The sequence below is a fragment of the Ruegeria sp. HKCCA6837 genome, from assembly GCF_013034475.1.
Lineage (GTDB): Bacteria > Pseudomonadota > Alphaproteobacteria > Rhodobacterales > Rhodobacteraceae > Ruegeria.
Map to the genome: position 1 here is coordinate 26096 of NZ_WQGD01000016.1, position 14025 is coordinate 40120.

18 protein-coding genes are annotated in these 14025 nt (G+C 56.2%); 2 read left to right on the top strand and 16 right to left on the bottom strand.

Annotated elements, in window-relative coordinates; translation table 11 throughout:
* Positions 1 to 21: 21 nt before the first annotated feature.
* The 16 genes from GOV91_RS18275 to GOV91_RS18345 form a co-directional block, all read right to left on the bottom strand.
* Complete coding sequence (locus tag GOV91_RS18275; protein ID WP_170575215.1) at positions 22 to 855, bottom strand: TrbI/VirB10 family protein; 834 nt, start codon at positions 853 to 855, stop codon at positions 22 to 24.
* An 11-nt stretch (positions 856 to 866) separates the two neighbouring features.
* Positions 867 to 1550 (bottom strand): hypothetical protein, encoded by a 684-nt coding sequence (locus GOV91_RS18280; RefSeq protein ID WP_170746573.1) that lies wholly within the window; start codon positions 1548 to 1550, stop codon positions 867 to 869.
* A complete protein-coding gene (locus GOV91_RS18285) occupies positions 1550 to 2365 on the bottom strand; it encodes a TrbG/VirB9 family P-type conjugative transfer protein (protein ID WP_170666357.1) in 816 nt (271 codons plus the stop codon). The genes GOV91_RS18280 and GOV91_RS18285 overlap by 1 nt, the downstream gene beginning before the upstream one ends.
* Positions 2365 to 3000 carry a type IV secretion system protein gene (locus GOV91_RS18290; RefSeq protein ID WP_170667822.1) on the bottom strand — a complete coding sequence of 212 codons (636 nt, stop codon included), beginning with the start codon at positions 2998 to 3000 and terminating at the stop codon, positions 2365 to 2367. The genes GOV91_RS18285 and GOV91_RS18290 overlap by 1 nt, the downstream gene beginning before the upstream one ends.
* Before the next feature lie 26 nt (positions 3001 to 3026).
* Positions 3027 to 4082 (bottom strand): type IV secretion system protein, encoded by a 1056-nt coding sequence (locus GOV91_RS18295; RefSeq protein WP_170666362.1) that lies wholly within the window; start codon positions 4080 to 4082, stop codon positions 3027 to 3029.
* Positions 4079 to 4579: a hypothetical protein gene (locus tag GOV91_RS18300; protein WP_170666366.1), complete on the bottom strand. Its 501-nt coding sequence runs from the start codon at positions 4577 to 4579 to the stop codon at positions 4079 to 4081. Before GOV91_RS18300 ends, GOV91_RS18295 begins: the two co-directional genes overlap by 4 nt.
* The gene (locus tag GOV91_RS18305; protein ID WP_170666370.1) at positions 4576 to 5322 is read right to left on the bottom strand and encodes a type IV secretion system protein; all 747 of its coding nucleotides are present in this window, start codon (positions 5320 to 5322) and stop codon (positions 4576 to 4578) included. Before GOV91_RS18305 ends, GOV91_RS18300 begins: the two co-directional genes overlap by 4 nt.
* The gene (locus GOV91_RS22830) at positions 5322 to 5456 is read right to left on the bottom strand and encodes a hypothetical protein (protein ID WP_256368715.1); all 135 of its coding nucleotides are present in this window, start codon (positions 5454 to 5456) and stop codon (positions 5322 to 5324) included. Before GOV91_RS22830 ends, GOV91_RS18305 begins: the two co-directional genes overlap by 1 nt.
* Positions 5453 to 7819 (bottom strand): hypothetical protein, encoded by a 2367-nt coding sequence (locus GOV91_RS18310; protein WP_170666374.1) that lies wholly within the window; start codon positions 7817 to 7819, stop codon positions 5453 to 5455. The genes GOV91_RS22830 and GOV91_RS18310 overlap by 4 nt, the downstream gene beginning before the upstream one ends.
* A complete protein-coding gene (locus GOV91_RS18315; RefSeq protein ID WP_152460684.1) occupies positions 7812 to 8090 on the bottom strand; it encodes a VirB3 family type IV secretion system protein in 279 nt (92 codons plus the stop codon). Before GOV91_RS18315 ends, GOV91_RS18310 begins: the two co-directional genes overlap by 8 nt.
* A 3-nt stretch (positions 8091 to 8093) precedes the next feature.
* Complete coding sequence (locus GOV91_RS18320) at positions 8094 to 8375, bottom strand: hypothetical protein (protein ID WP_152460685.1); 282 nt, start codon at positions 8373 to 8375, stop codon at positions 8094 to 8096.
* Positions 8372 to 9016 carry a lytic transglycosylase domain-containing protein gene (locus GOV91_RS18325; protein ID WP_152460686.1) on the bottom strand — a complete coding sequence of 215 codons (645 nt, stop codon included), beginning with the start codon at positions 9014 to 9016 and terminating at the stop codon, positions 8372 to 8374. Before GOV91_RS18325 ends, GOV91_RS18320 begins: the two co-directional genes overlap by 4 nt.
* Positions 9013 to 9438 carry a hypothetical protein gene (locus GOV91_RS18330; protein WP_152460687.1) on the bottom strand — a complete coding sequence of 142 codons (426 nt, stop codon included), beginning with the start codon at positions 9436 to 9438 and terminating at the stop codon, positions 9013 to 9015. The genes GOV91_RS18325 and GOV91_RS18330 overlap by 4 nt, the downstream gene beginning before the upstream one ends.
* Positions 9435 to 10058 (bottom strand): hypothetical protein, encoded by a 624-nt coding sequence (locus GOV91_RS18335; RefSeq protein ID WP_152460688.1) that lies wholly within the window; start codon positions 10056 to 10058, stop codon positions 9435 to 9437. Before GOV91_RS18335 ends, GOV91_RS18330 begins: the two co-directional genes overlap by 4 nt.
* 473 nt (positions 10059 to 10531) lie before the next feature.
* Positions 10532 to 10945 (bottom strand): thermonuclease family protein, encoded by a 414-nt coding sequence (locus tag GOV91_RS18340; RefSeq protein ID WP_170417964.1) that lies wholly within the window; start codon positions 10943 to 10945, stop codon positions 10532 to 10534.
* A 48-nt stretch (positions 10946 to 10993) separates the two neighbouring features.
* Positions 10994 to 11350: a hypothetical protein gene (locus GOV91_RS18345; RefSeq protein ID WP_142638830.1), complete on the bottom strand. Its 357-nt coding sequence runs from the start codon at positions 11348 to 11350 to the stop codon at positions 10994 to 10996.
* Between the two features lie 155 nt (positions 11351 to 11505).
* Here GOV91_RS18345 and GOV91_RS18350 point away from each other — a divergent pair, with 155 nt between their 5' ends.
* Together GOV91_RS18350 and GOV91_RS18355 are read left to right on the top strand one after the other, a co-directional pair.
* Positions 11506 to 12228 (top strand): hypothetical protein, encoded by a 723-nt coding sequence (locus tag GOV91_RS18350; RefSeq protein WP_170602107.1) that lies wholly within the window; start codon positions 11506 to 11508, stop codon positions 12226 to 12228.
* A gap of 367 nt (positions 12229 to 12595) precedes the next feature.
* A complete protein-coding gene (locus GOV91_RS18355; RefSeq protein ID WP_170417959.1) occupies positions 12596 to 13885 on the top strand; it encodes a helix-turn-helix domain-containing protein in 1290 nt (429 codons plus the stop codon).
* Positions 13886 to 14025: the final 140 nt, after the last annotated feature.

Consider the following 14025-nt stretch of genomic DNA (forward strand, 5'->3'; position numbering starts at 1 on the left):
GGTCGGCTCATTGGCTCGCGCTCAGAAGCTATCGAACACAACGTCGCGCTGCAGGATGGCGTTGATGCGACTGCCCTGATCGACAAAGACTGTCGGAGTAATGCGCAGGTATTCATCAAGCGCCGCTGCCGTAGCGTTCTGCAGGTTAGACCCCACTTGCGTTGCCAGATCAGTGCGAACCGAGTTGTTGCTATCGTTGTCAGAGACCAGTGCCACCGGCGCAATGCCGATGATGGACAACAGCGCTGCAGTTCCGAACCGTTTCCCAAAGTGTGTGTTCACCCTGCCGGTCGCACCAGTCCGGCCTTGACCGTCCGTACCAGCCGATCCGACCTGAGTTGACAGGCCGTCAGGCGTGATGACACGGCTCCAAACGATCATGATGCGCGTTTGCGCCAATGTCGTGTCCGCTCGATACTCGCCAAAGAGCTTCGATCCGCGCGGCAGAAGCAAACGCGTGCCGTCCATCGAGTAGACGCCACGTGTAATCGTCGCCACGACACTGCCGGGCAACTCCGAGCTGACCGCGCCACCGAACACAGCCGACAAAACCGTGCCTTGCGTCAGGGTGCGCGACGGATCGTCAATGATCGAGGCCCCGACGATGGGGGGATATTCTTCGACCAGATTGTTTTGCCATGTCGTGTTTTGGTTTTCCTGATAGCCGCGTTGATCTTCAGGCAGGCGGGTGTCGTCTGGCTGGACTTGAACCGGCTGCGGCGCTGCAGGGAAGGGTTGGAAAATGACCGGCTGCGATCCACCATTGATCGGCTGGTAGTTTTGACCGGGTGCGTCCTGTGCCATCGCGCTTGAGGCCAACGTGACCAGGGCGAGGGTGAGTGCTGTTCTGTTCATCGTCAGCTCCATCAGTTTCTGCCGTATGGGTTTTCATCGAACACAATGCCGTCCGACTGGTTCTGCCGCTGGCGCATTTTCTTCAGTTCTTCGAGTCTGCGCCGCTCGTCATCGGTCAGACCTTGCGCCTGAAGGTGGCTTACGCTGGCAAGTGCCCGGGCCTCCGCATCTGCGATGGCCTGGGCAAGTTCCGTCTGGAACTTCTTCTCTCGCTCATCATATCTGACCTGAAGGCGTTCATTGGTCAGGTTCAGCGTTGCGATTTCACCGTCTTTTTCTGACAGCGAAACTTTGGCATCCGTCAGCTCGTCTTGCAGGTCGGAAATCCGGCCATTCTGTTGCTCGATGGTTTTCAAGGCTTTATCAAACCCAATGAATTCAACCGGCTGTGGAGTTGAGGCGGGCGTTGCCACCGCAATTTCCTCGGGCAAAGCCTCTGGTTCTGGCTCATCGACCTCTGGTCCCCGTGCGGTCAAAAGCCCATATCGCTCGCCACCACCTTGTTGCAAAGCGTCAACGCGAACGCCCGTGTTCCCGCCTTTGCTTTCGTCGCCCAATACGAACCAAGCGAAACTCACGAACACCGCTCCGGCAACAGCGACAGCGATGAGCTTCTTGGGCTCGAACCTCTTTCTCATACGTTGAGGTGGTTGCTCCGCTGCAATCCGTGCTGCAATTGTCTGATCGCGGTTCATTACTTGCTGCCCCCCGGTTTAACTGTCTGTGAAGTAACGGGCCTGCCCGTTGCACTCGCCTGCTGAAACTCGTCGCCATCGTTTCGAACACAGATTGAAGTGTCCTCAATGCGCAGTGTCCAAAGATCTGAAAGGCCCTGCACCTGGATAATGCCGCGCTCTTTGACTGTGGTGTTCACCATCAGCTCACGTCCATCAGGCAGGACACGGAAGATACCGGGCAGCTCCGCATCCTGTGGGATATGCATGTAAGTGTGAACGCCATCATCCCAAACGGCGGTGGGCGCAAAGTCCGCTTTGCCCGAGCGCGAGTAGTTCTGGTTCACAAACCGGCCAGTTGGCTTCGGCTCGCTCCGAGCGACTGTGCCGCGACGCGTTGTGGTCCCGCCGCTGTTGTTCTTGTTATAGAACGTGACCCGGAACGGTACTCGCTTACGTTCGGCGGCGCTCTCGGCCGGAACCAAATAGAAGTTGTATGTCCCGCGATTGGTCAGGACGGTCAGGTTTGAATCCGAGTTCAGGATTTCCGGCTTGAACGCAATAACGCGACCTTCCTGCAGGCGAGTGATCTGAAAACTTTCAGTGTCGCCCGCACCAATGCTGCGGACGGTTTCGCCCTGCGGAAAGTGAACATAGGTAATCAGGCGTTCACCCACAGGGATGCGGTACACCTGGTTGTCGACGTAATGGAAATGCGTGATGCGGTGATCCGCGTTCTTTCCGTCTGGCGTTGGTGTGATTTCAGCGAGCAGAGGTGTTGAGAGCGTCAGGGTTGCAGCCATGACGCGGGTGAGTGTTATTAAGGGCCGAAACATCAGATGTTCCCCATGGTGTCTACGCGGTAGTTGGTGACAACGAAGCCAAATGGATTTTCCAGAAGCTCACCCATCGACGTCACGATTTTCTCCTCAAACCCGTAGGTCACTGTGACCACGTAGCGGGCTGTCGCCGTTGCTTGGTTTGGCACGATCAGGGACTTGCGGATCTCGACCTGCACCGTCTCATCGTTGACCGGCGAGACGCCCAGAATTTCGGTCTGCACCTTTGTCTTGGGCGTATAGATTTCGTCCGGATGGTTGTCGTTCGACCCATCCCACAGTTCGCGGTAGGACGTTTCGGCCAACTCATCAGAACGACGCAGCACCGATTTCAGGCGCTCGTTATTGTCCTGGACATCATAGGTTTCCCGGTCGCGCACATAATTTGCGACTTCACGGAAGGCCATTGCCTCCGTCGGTTCCAATTCTTCCACCTTTTCAGTGAGCAGGACTGGCAGTTTCGTGTCCGGATCAATGGAGAATGGCACCGCGCGGATTTCCTTCAGGGGAAGGAGCATCGCCCAGCCAATCATAGAGGCCACGCCCATTGCCATGCCGACCATGCCGAATACCTGCCATTTGAAGGCATCGCGGCGTGCGCCCAGAAAGAGTTCTTTTTCGTGATCTGTCACGTGTGACATTTGCTCTGTACCTCGATTTATGAAGATTTATTGGCGCGAGCTTGTCGAATGCTCTGCCGGTAACGGTCAGCGGCGTAGCTCTGACGAGCTGCCCCATCCTGATTTCGGGCTCTGTGCGCTATGTCCCGACGCGCTTGCATTGCGCGAGACGCGCTGTCACGAACGCCAGTCCCGTCACGTGCTGCGGAAGCCATCGCGGCGGCGGTTTTGCCACCGGCTACTGCACCCCTTGCGCCATCGCTGGCAGTGCCCAATGCACTTCTTGCGGCTGCAACCGCGCCGGTTGCCACAGCAAGACCGGAGGATGCCGAAACTATCGCGCCAGACATGCCGCCAGCCAGTGACGGGATTTGCGTGAGCATGACGATAGCCACGATGCAGATTGCGAGAAAACGTCCGCTGGCTTCCATGTCATTAACATCAGACAAGGAACCAAGTTCCGAAGCGAAAAGCGCCTGAATAAGAGAAACGATGCCTGTCAGAACGACAATGACCATGATGAGGCCCACAGTCGTTTTCGCCCAGGCTGCGAAGATATTGGCTGTGGCCGAGCTGAGCAGCGTTGCAATGAAAACAGGCGCTAGACCCAGCAGGACCGCCAGACCGCCTTTTGCGATGAGTGCCATGCCAGTGCCAAAAGCAACGATGACGGCCCCAACAACCCAGAGAATAGCTCCGGTGATGCTCAGGCCCCAGGTCGCGTTTTCAATGGCCTGCTGGCCCATCAAGAAACACTGAAGCGCAATCTCATCCAACGCTTGCCATACATTTGTGGTTCCAGTGAGTGCCCCGGCAATACTGTCCGGCAAGATTTGGACGCCTTGATAGATTGGTTGGAAAAAGGACCAGCTCGACGCCATTCCGATGATGATCGTCGCCCGAATGATCCAGCCTACATAACCACCAAACCCAATTTCTCTGATCTGAAGTACGCCGTTGATCAGCATCGCTACAAAGATCAGCGCAGCAATAGCCCAGAGGGCGGATGCGAGATCCGCCGCAAGGCTGGTGTATGCTTGCTGAGAAAAGTTGCTGATTGCTGATTCAATCGAGCTGACGAAATCCTGAATCACGACCCACAAGCCTCCTCAATTGCAGGGCGCAGCGCTTCCAAGCGTTCTTGCTGCGTTTCTTTGAGCGATTTGAGTTCGCTGGATGGCTTCGACCAGAAATCGCCCTGGTCTGCGCCCACCAACTTGATTGCAGCTTCGCGGCTGAGGTTACCGAGCGGGCATTCAGTGCTGAATGCTTCATCGGCTTTGCGCAGGCGGCATTGCTCTATGGCAAATTCATGAGCAGCTATCACTTGCTCATTCAAAATGGCATCGGTCCAGTTGCCAACGACATACTGTTGATCCGCGCCCTGACCAGCGTTGGCGAGCTGTTCAACCCCGTATTCCTTCAGGGGTTTTTTGAACGCTCGCACGCCCGAATAACCAAGACAGGTCCGATATTCCCCAAATGTCCAATCAACATTGGGGGGAAACGGAAGTCTGGCCTCAGCACTGGCCGACGACGCTAAAAGCGTCGCCGTCAGTGTGATCAGGGCGAAAGTGGAGCGGCTTTTCATTGGGTTTCTCCTCTTGCGTAATTGCTAAGCGTCTTTAGGTCCGCTGCGTTTGCAGCCAGATCCGTGCCCGACGCCAGGGCATTGGCCGAGGTTGCGCGCAAGATTTCAATTTCAACTTGCAGGAGTTTCAGAAGAACCGCTGTGTTGTAGTCGATTGCATCCTTCAGATCTTCTTGCTGACCGATTTCACCGCGCAGCTTTTCGGCGTCTTCGGAGAGTTTGCCCGCCATGTCATAGCCCTGTTCGCCCAGAGCGGACGCCATCAAGCCAGCGCCACCTCGCTCTGACAGAATGCGCCGGGCTGGCACGTCTGACGTGCTGAACTCGGACAAGATGCCATCGTTCAGGCCGAGGTTGATGGATCGTCGTTCCATTGCCTGCGCTGCGACATCGGGCAGGCCGGTGATACCGCCCTCCGCTGCATCCAGGGCGTATCCAAGCGTGTCAGCTGCCGTTGCCAGCTTCAAAAAGCTGCGGCTGTTGAACTCGTCCAAATCTGTCAGACCAGAAATGGCCTTGAACGAGTTCTCCAACATTGCGCGCTGCTGCTCGAGCTTCTCATATTGTTGCATTAGCTGTTCGTACTGGCGGACCATTTCCGCGACTTCGCGGGCCGAATTGGCGGCGTCTTGTGCGATTGCCGCTGAATCAACAACCGGGACACCCTGGGCCGATGCCGTGACGGGCAGGGCGGCCAGAACCAAAACAGCAATGGTTGTGCGGATGTGCTTCAAGTTGTCCATCACGCCAGCTCCAATTCTGCAGGACCCATTCGTTCGAAGTCACAGGCGCATTTGCTGCGATAGCCCGAATAGGTGTTGGTGCAGGCGGCAACGGCGGCCAGAACAACAAGGGCGATTACAAGGCGGGATTTCATGTGATTTCCTTCCAGAAGTTGGGGTTTTGTCGCCAGTCAGGATCAGGGAACGACTTGCCGTCTGATCCGCTCAAAACACGAAGAAGCGGGCCGAGAGCGCCGACATCGACATCGAGCCAAACACTCTCATCACCTTTCTTCATGAGCATTACGCGGTCGCCAAAATGCGCCCTCAGTGCGCCCAGCTCTGAATCGTTCAAGCCGATTGCCCGGTAGTCTGCTTCATTGCCGGATCGGGAGGGGAACAAGAGCTGCGTGCTGGTGTTTTCCAGGATCGACTTACTTGCCGCTGACGACAGGATGTGATCGGGGATCTGCGTCATCATCATCATCATGACGTTCAGCTTCCGGTATGTGGTGTAAGCGTTCTTGAGAATTTCTGCGCCGTAGGGGTTGCCTGCGATCACCCAGGCTTCATCAATCACAAAGACAGTGGGCACTTTCGCAGCACAACGGCGCTCGATCTGGCGCATGACGTAGCTGATCCATGCCAACCGGACCAACTCGTCATCCAGAACCTCAGAAATGTCGAACACAAGATGCCGATCGTCAGAGGCAAAAGGATCTGTGCCACCCTCGCCAAACATCCACGACAAACGCCCGTCGCCAGCCCATTCACTTGCACGCTTGTACAGGTTCTTGTCATCGTCAAAGGCTCTGAACCGTTCCACCAGTGAATCGAAGTTCTGAAGCGCAGGCGGCAAAGTGGCATTGGCTTGGCAAGCCCGCGTTATTTCATCCTTTTGATCGGTGGTCAGTGGTTCGTCATAGCTCAACAGGGCAATGACCCAGTTGGCGAGCCAGCTTTGCCCAGCCTCATCCGTCTCGGTCTGAAACGGGTTCATGCCGGTTGGTTCACCAACTCGGACGCGGGTGTACTGCGCACCAAGCGCCCGCATCGGAGCCTCCATTGCCCGGTCTTTGTCAAAAGCGATAATCCGCGCGCCCTGTGCCACCGCCATTGTTGCCAGCAGCATTGCGATCACGGTTTTACCCGAGCCGTTCGGTCCAAGAACGATCGTATGCCCGGAGGGCAGGTTTTCGGCGTCCTTACTGGTCTTGGGAAGGTGCAGCGAAACATCGTAGCTGTCCCCGTGCGTTGTCGGGAAAGTCGCCAATGGCCCCGGCCAGGGCAGCTTTTCCGCATCCAAACCCTTTGGCCGCATGTGGAACGCAACCATGTCCGCAAAGTTCTGGTCCGTGATCAGTTCTTCACGAGGACGGAATGCGAAGTTGCCGGGGTGCTGCGCGAAGTACACCGACCGCGCCGACATCGCTTCGCGTTTGACCGTGCCGCCCGAAATCTGGATTTCACCGATGATGTGTTTTTCGGCGGTTTTCAGATCTTCCTCGTTCCCAAACACGCAGATCGACAGGTGGTGCTTGCCGAGTGACATGGTGCCGGAGGCAATGCCGTCCGCCAGAATGGACAAATCCTCTTCAAGCGACTTTGCCTTGTCGCCTGCCGAGCGCATTTGTCCCGACTTGCGGCGTTCCATTTCCTGCGCCTGGGCGCGGCTGATCGGCAGGAAGGATTGCGAAATCACGACATCAACCGGCAGGTCTAGCCCGTCGAAAATGCCGGGGAACGAAGCCATCGGGTAATTCTTCAGGGAATAGACACGGATGGAGCGTTCCTGATCGTCGCCCGTGACCAGTTTGCCGCGCTTGCCCTGAAACAGCACATCCTCTTGCGGCATGTTGAAGGCGATGGGTTCTGCAATGTTCGTGTGAATGATCGGCTGATACCGACCGTTCAACAGCATTCCATAATAGCCGAGCCAACGCCCCTCGCTGAGCTTCAGCCGGCGCATACGGGCCTCGCCCAGCGTGCCCGCCAGTGTTGTGAACACACCGTCGAGCTGTTCCATCATTTCGCGGCGTTCCTCGTCTATCGTTCCAGACGACATGCCGAACATCTGTTTTGCCCGCTCATCCTGCCGCTTTTGCAGAATGGCGCTGATGATGATCTTGCGTTCTTTCAGCTCTGCATCGACGGACGCTGAGCGCATGGCCTGCGCCACTGCACCGGCAAAGCCGGTTGGATCTGTGATGACATGACCAGTCTCAGCTGGGACGGTCAGTCGATGAACATAAAAGGCCACCTCATTGGGTGTCGTGCGCAATACACGCTCAAACCGTTCGGCCAGGAACTCGAACTCGTTTTCGTCCAGCGTGTTTGCGTTGATTCCGGTGATTTCTGCAGCGGCGATGAGGCCACCGTTGCGTGTAGAAATGACCTCATCGTCCACGACATAGCCATACGGCAACATCTGAAAGAGGCTCATTTCATCCTTGCGCCAGCTCGGCTCGATCAACGAGCGGGCAAGGGTCCACAAATCCTGTGCAGCAGGCTTAGGCACTATAGTAATCTCCCCCATGATGCTGGCGGTTTTTGGTGCGCGGAGTTTTGGAAAGGGTTACGGACAGGACGCGGAAGAAAGCCGGTTCCCATTCGTAAAAGAGGCGAAGCCCGGTGTAGAAAACAAAACCCGCAATGATTGCTGGCGCTATCCCGAACATGAAGAACGAAAGCATGGTCATCCCGAGGATCACCAGCAGATAGATCACGGGTAAGCCGCCCCATTCTGCGGGGCGGCTCAGGCCGCGAAAGACCGTATTGCGGCGCGGCATCAATCAGCCTCCGATGAATGTATCAGCGAGGCCGATAACAGCGCCGACGACGATAGCGATTACCGGGCCTTTCAGCGAACCCCAGCCGAACACGTAGGCGAGACAGCCCCAGATGAAGCCGACAGCGGCAAGGCTGACGCCAACGACCTTCGAGTCGGCCAGCGTTTCGTTGATGAAATCGCCAATGGCATCTTGCAGCCAGCCAGCGGAGGCGGGCGCTGCTGTGATGATGAACGCAGTGATCGCGAAAAACGCCATCTGCTGGTAGAAGTGGGTTCTTTTCATGAGGAAGTGCTCACTTTGCTTAGGATGATCCGCACGTAATTGCGGGTTTCGGTGAAGGGGGGGACGCCGCCGTATTCGACGACGCGGTGAGGCCCGGCGTTGTAGGCGGCAAGCGCCAGCTTCCAGGTTCCGAACTCGCGGTACTGCGCCGCCAAATAGCGGGCACCACCGTCGAGATTTTCTGCAGGGTTCTTTGGGTTCACGCCCAGGTCTTTCGCCGTTCCGGGCATGAGCTGTGCGAAGCCATAGGCACCCTTGGGTGACAGAGCGTCAGCCCGATACCGGCTTTCCTGCCAGACCAGCGCCATGAACAACTCGGCCGGAATGTCATGGCGTTCCGCCGCTGCGTGGATTTCTTTGACGATCCGCTCCTGCGACCAGCCGCCCGAGGATCTGCGAGGCCGCGGTGCCTTGCCCGCAATCTCGATCTTTTCCTGTGGCTTGGCCTTCGGCGCTTCCGGTTTTTCGTCAAGCGTGTACTCACGCATCCGGATTGGCCGAACGACGCCATTGACGATTTCTGCCCGCGCACCGTTCAGAAACACGCTGCCATCCGGCTCGTATTCGATGACCTGGGCGCTTGCGCCGGTCGCCACAAATGCCGTGGAGACGAGCAGAAGGGGCCGCATTGCTGCGATCATTCGGATTTCTCCTTTGCTTGAGTTGGCGAGGAATTGGAGGGGTTCTGTTCGTCGCCGGTCGCGGCCACGTACTCATCAGTCCAGGACGGCGGAATGCTGACAGCATCCACCAACCAGCCTGCGAGACTTGCGTATTCTTCGCCACCAAGGGCCGAAGTCTTGCGAGCGATAGAGCGCGACAGAAACGAAGCTGCTACGCCGTGCTGCAGCAACAGCGAAATCAGAACGCACAGATCATGCAGATGGTATTCGAGGTCGCTGCCAGAGCGAAAACCGCCGCTATAGAACACTTCACGGGGTTTGATTGGCGACGCCGGATCATACCCGATGGTGACAAAGGCAGTGTGCCCTTGCGGAGTTTCAACGCGGCGTGTTTCAGCCAGCCGACGATCAGGAAGAACTTTGCGCGCAGGCTTGTTCATGACAAAGCTCCCTGCGCATCAAGTTCCGCTTGTCGGATTTGCATTGCGAAATCCACTTCAAGGCGCAGCTCAACGACCACTTCAAGCGGCATAACGATGTCCAGCCAGACACCCTCACGGATCAGGTGAACGTGATAGGTGGCGTTTGGGTAAACGAACCAAAGGGCTTCATGCCGGTTCAGAACGTCGCGCGCGGTGTCGGCGTCGATTGTGCCTGACAGGTCGCAACCGAATTTCAGGGTTGCGTATGAGTTGGCATAGTTTGCTCGGCTGCTGCTTTGGATGAGCGCAGCGGCCTTTTCCGGTGAAGCAAAGCGGAACAGCTCTTTCGGACCCAACGCCTTGTTAACGTCTGCGTGCAACTTCAAGGCTTTGTAGAGCCGATTTGCACGGACATACTCAAGATCATTGAGGACATGGAACATTTCGAGCGCGATTCCGAAAGCCGTGGCGCGGGCATCGCTTTCCAGCCAGTATTCGCGCATTCCGCGCTTGATGGTTGACCGTTCTCCGGCAAGGTGGCGGATTACGGTGAGAATGTCCTTACGGGCTTGCTCGAAGCTCTGGGCGGCAGGCACCCAGCGCCGATCAATCTTGCTTTCGATAGTGTCGAAGGCCACTGTGATCACCTTTCCGCCTTTCAAAAAATAGGTCAGTAGTTTTTACATAATTACTATTATGGGGTCGACTTCAGGTCATCTGAGCGGTGGGGAATCGGGTGCTGGGACACAGCACTGAACCTTCAGTGGCGCCGCAAAAGACCAATGTCTGGTTCGGATCTCTTAGTCAGATGTTTTGGCTGGAACGTTCGGATGTCCCGCGCGCCTCAATCGTCAGACAGCGCTAAGGGATCGGAGGTGCAGACGCGTTGTCTAGGTTTGCACCCATTGACTCTGTCGCGGTGCTGCCCAATCTAGGACCGGCATCTCGGACTACTGTTTTTACCATAGTACAGTTCTCTCTTGATGTTGGAGGAATGCCCGGATGGATTAAGGGCGTTTCTTGTCCTGTCGATTGTTGGCGCAATCGGCAGGACTGCTTATTGCTTAGTCGTTTCTCTCTGCTGTCATAAATCGTTGTTTTATCCTTTCTTTCAGCCGCACCAGGACTGGCGCTTGCCACCCGAGTACGGGCGCGCCAGACCTTCAGAAATCAGGATGGCCCCGACGTTCTGTCCAGACACGCGCCCAAGCGCCAAGAAGCGATCGTGGACGTCAAAGTGCAGCTCAATCTCAAGTTCAATTACGCCCGCGAAGTTGATGAGCTCCGTCAGCCGGTCCTTGGCTCGTAGACCCAAAGCTCTCTCAGCATCGCACTGAGCCCGGAATGTCTCAGGCGTATCAAACCCAATAAGCCGGTATCGGTCGTCACCATGGTCGATCGTGTCACCGTCAACGGCAATCACCTCGGATGCGCCGAGAGTCTTTGTTTTCCTAGCTGGTTCAATCCAAACTGCAGCAATGAACAAGGACGCGAGTGCAGCGCTGAGAAACAAGAGCCGTTTCATGCGCCCTGCCCCAGCATTTTGATGAGCCGGGTTCTCGAACGTGACCGATCAGGTTTTGGATTTCGCGTCCAGGGCCTGAGCTGCTTCGAGACCCTCTGGGGTAATCGACTCGATCGTATAGTCTGATTTGACGCAGAGAATGCGCCCATCACCAAATTCCTGATGATGCTTGAAGAGGCCCGGCCAAAGATCGAACTCTCTGGGCTCAGCGCCCGCTCGAGAGATCTTCGACTTGCACAAGGCCCCGACATAGTTCGGCGAGCTGTAAATGCAGTGGTACTTAGGTCGTCCAAGGGAAGCGAGTCCGATAAATTCGTAGCGGCATGTAAAGGGAACCTGATCCTCTTTCAGGCCCCGGACCATCTCGATGGTTACCACAGTGTATTGTCTCTTGTTGTCCGCCATGACGACCCCCTATGGGCCGTCTTCTACATCCAAAAGTTGTGGACTAAAACACAATCTACGTCAATATAAGAAAACCCGCCAATATACGATATTGGATTGTCAGAAATATATTGGCCGGATATTGCTTAGGCGATTCGCAAGCAGGAGAGACCATCTTGAAACACTCAAAATCCGGAAATCGAACTCGCGCGAAGGCCCTTGCAGTTGCACTCGCTGCACTGCCAGCCACGCAGGCTCGTGCCTATCCAATTGACTGTGCCATATTCCTTTGCCTCGCCGGGGGTTGGCCAAGTTCGGCTGATTGCGTCGCAGCCAAGGCGGAGTTCATTCGGCGCATCACACCCTACCCGGTCGAACCGCCGCTTCAACTCTGGCGCTGTCCGATGAATACGTCACACAGCCCCTCGGACTTGGGTCCTATGGAACGGTTGGAAGCCATCAAGCGCACCAGTGCTAGCCCAGTTCCAGAGCTTCCATCGGATGACACCGCTAAGCCAATACTGGTAGACGCAGCGATCTCGATAGGAAGGATCGATGCACATCACGGCCAATACGGTGACGGTTTCCAAGCCACCCCGATCAGCGTCGATCTTTCTTCTTCCGATTTCGACGTTGTGAGATCCATCAGGGTTTGGGATGTGCGCCACTACAGCTATCGCCGTCGTTCAAGGGAGGGAGATTGCGAGCGTTCGCTTGATCTTGTGGTTGGCACCTACGACGATAATACGAATTTTCGCTGGTCCGAGCGCGCTCCTGCCCCAATCCCTTACTGGCTGCCACTGGGCAATCGCTGTGAACCTCCCAGCTACTTCCGCGGCGTTGGCGTCGAGTGGACCGACACATTCGGGTTCAGCGACTACGAACTCATCCGATATTGAGGTGCTGACCTGCGGTACAACGCGTTGCTCCTGGCTATGCCACCAAAAATCGCCAGCTGCATTTTTAAACCAGGCCGATTGGCCCGGAGGAAAAACTTAATCCCAGAAACAAAAACCCCCGCAAGGCGGGGCCTCAGCGGGGATCTTCTTAAGTCACGTTTGATCACCTGATTTATAGGAAACTCCAAAATTACTGACAAGGACAAACGCATCTGTGCGAACGGTTTTTCTGTGTCTTTTTGCTGAGGTTCGAGCCGCCTTGCTTCCCCAATGAGAAGCAGACCATGAGACCGTTGAACCATTCCGAACACCCTGCCCCGCGAAGCCGCGATATCAACACTGACCTTTGCCAAATGAGGCCAAATCCATGAGCTTTCGGCAGATCGCATCCGCCCATCACCACGATAATATTCGCTTTCACAACGGCCTTCCTGAGGGCTGGAACCGTGACAGGTTACGTCAGCTCTGCGTGGGATATGCGCAGATCAGAGGCGCATCAGCCCAGTGTATTCGCACCTTAGAGATCATCATCGATATGATTACGCCATGTGCTTTTCGAGACCCGTCTCAGGAACCCTTTTGCTACGCGCGCCAGGAAACCCTCATTGCCGGGCGAGGCGTGACAGATCGGACAATCCACAATCACGAACGTGAGCTGGAAAGGATTGGTCTGATCGAACGCAGGCTTGGCGCAAATGGCGCGCGCTGTAAGCGCAAGAAGCTTGGACTCTTCCTGACCCCTGCCCTGAACCTCATTCCCGAGATGCGCGATGCGGACGTGCGCAGCAAGGCCGAGAAGAAAGAACAGGACGAGCTGCGCGGGGATCGATCACGGCTTTACCGATATGTGAAACATAGTCTGGCCGTGCTTCTCTTACTCCCCTGCCCTCCTGAAAGTCTGGAAGGCATGAAGGAGGAACTTCGATCCTGGCCGCGCGCCGACAAGTTGAAATACATGACGCTGGAGGCGCTCAAGCTACATGTTCAGGCGGCTTACGACCTTTGGAGCCGGATCGAAGAGCATGTCGCAAAACCCGGTGAAATTTCGGGTGAACCCGAAGCTTGTTTCGGGTGCCATATACAAGACCAAATTGAAGAAACAATTCTGTCCTGTAACGCCGATGGCGAGAGTTCAATGTCCTCGGCAAAAGCCTCGGAACCAGATTGTTCCGGCTCCGGGCCTGACGGCCCTCCGCATTGCTTAGAAAGCAATCATCCGACAGATACGGCATCGCGCAAGGCCCAAAAACTACCGCGGGTGAATAACCGCATCCTATATGAACTGGCCTCACCCGAGCTGCGCATGCATATCGATATCGCGGGTGGCGGAGATCAGAATTCCAGCCCGTCGCTCTACGCGATTGAGACCGGCGTTTGGTCGCGATTGTCGGAGATCGGCGCCAATGCCTCGGCTTGGCGTACGGCGATTGACCGATTGACCGTGATGGGTGCAATCCTGGCCGGGTTGATCACAGACGCGAGGCTGAGCGATCCACGGTTGCCGCCAGTGGTTAATCCGGGCGGATATCTGCGCGGTATGGTGCACGCAGATGAGCGCGGTGAACTGAACCTGATTTCCAGTTTCATGGGGCTTTTGGCGCGTAGAGCCCGAGAGGAGGAAGACGGGCTTCCGCAAGATCACTGCAGCGGGTTTTAGCCGTGCCGGGTTATGAGCCGCCAGCTTCTCCAATTCATGTGTCTCATCGGCAGGTTTTCGCTCCGTTTCCGCCTCCAGAACAGAACTGTATTCAAATGCATGATTGGCTACGGGAATTCCCGAGTGGTTTGTTCAGCTTT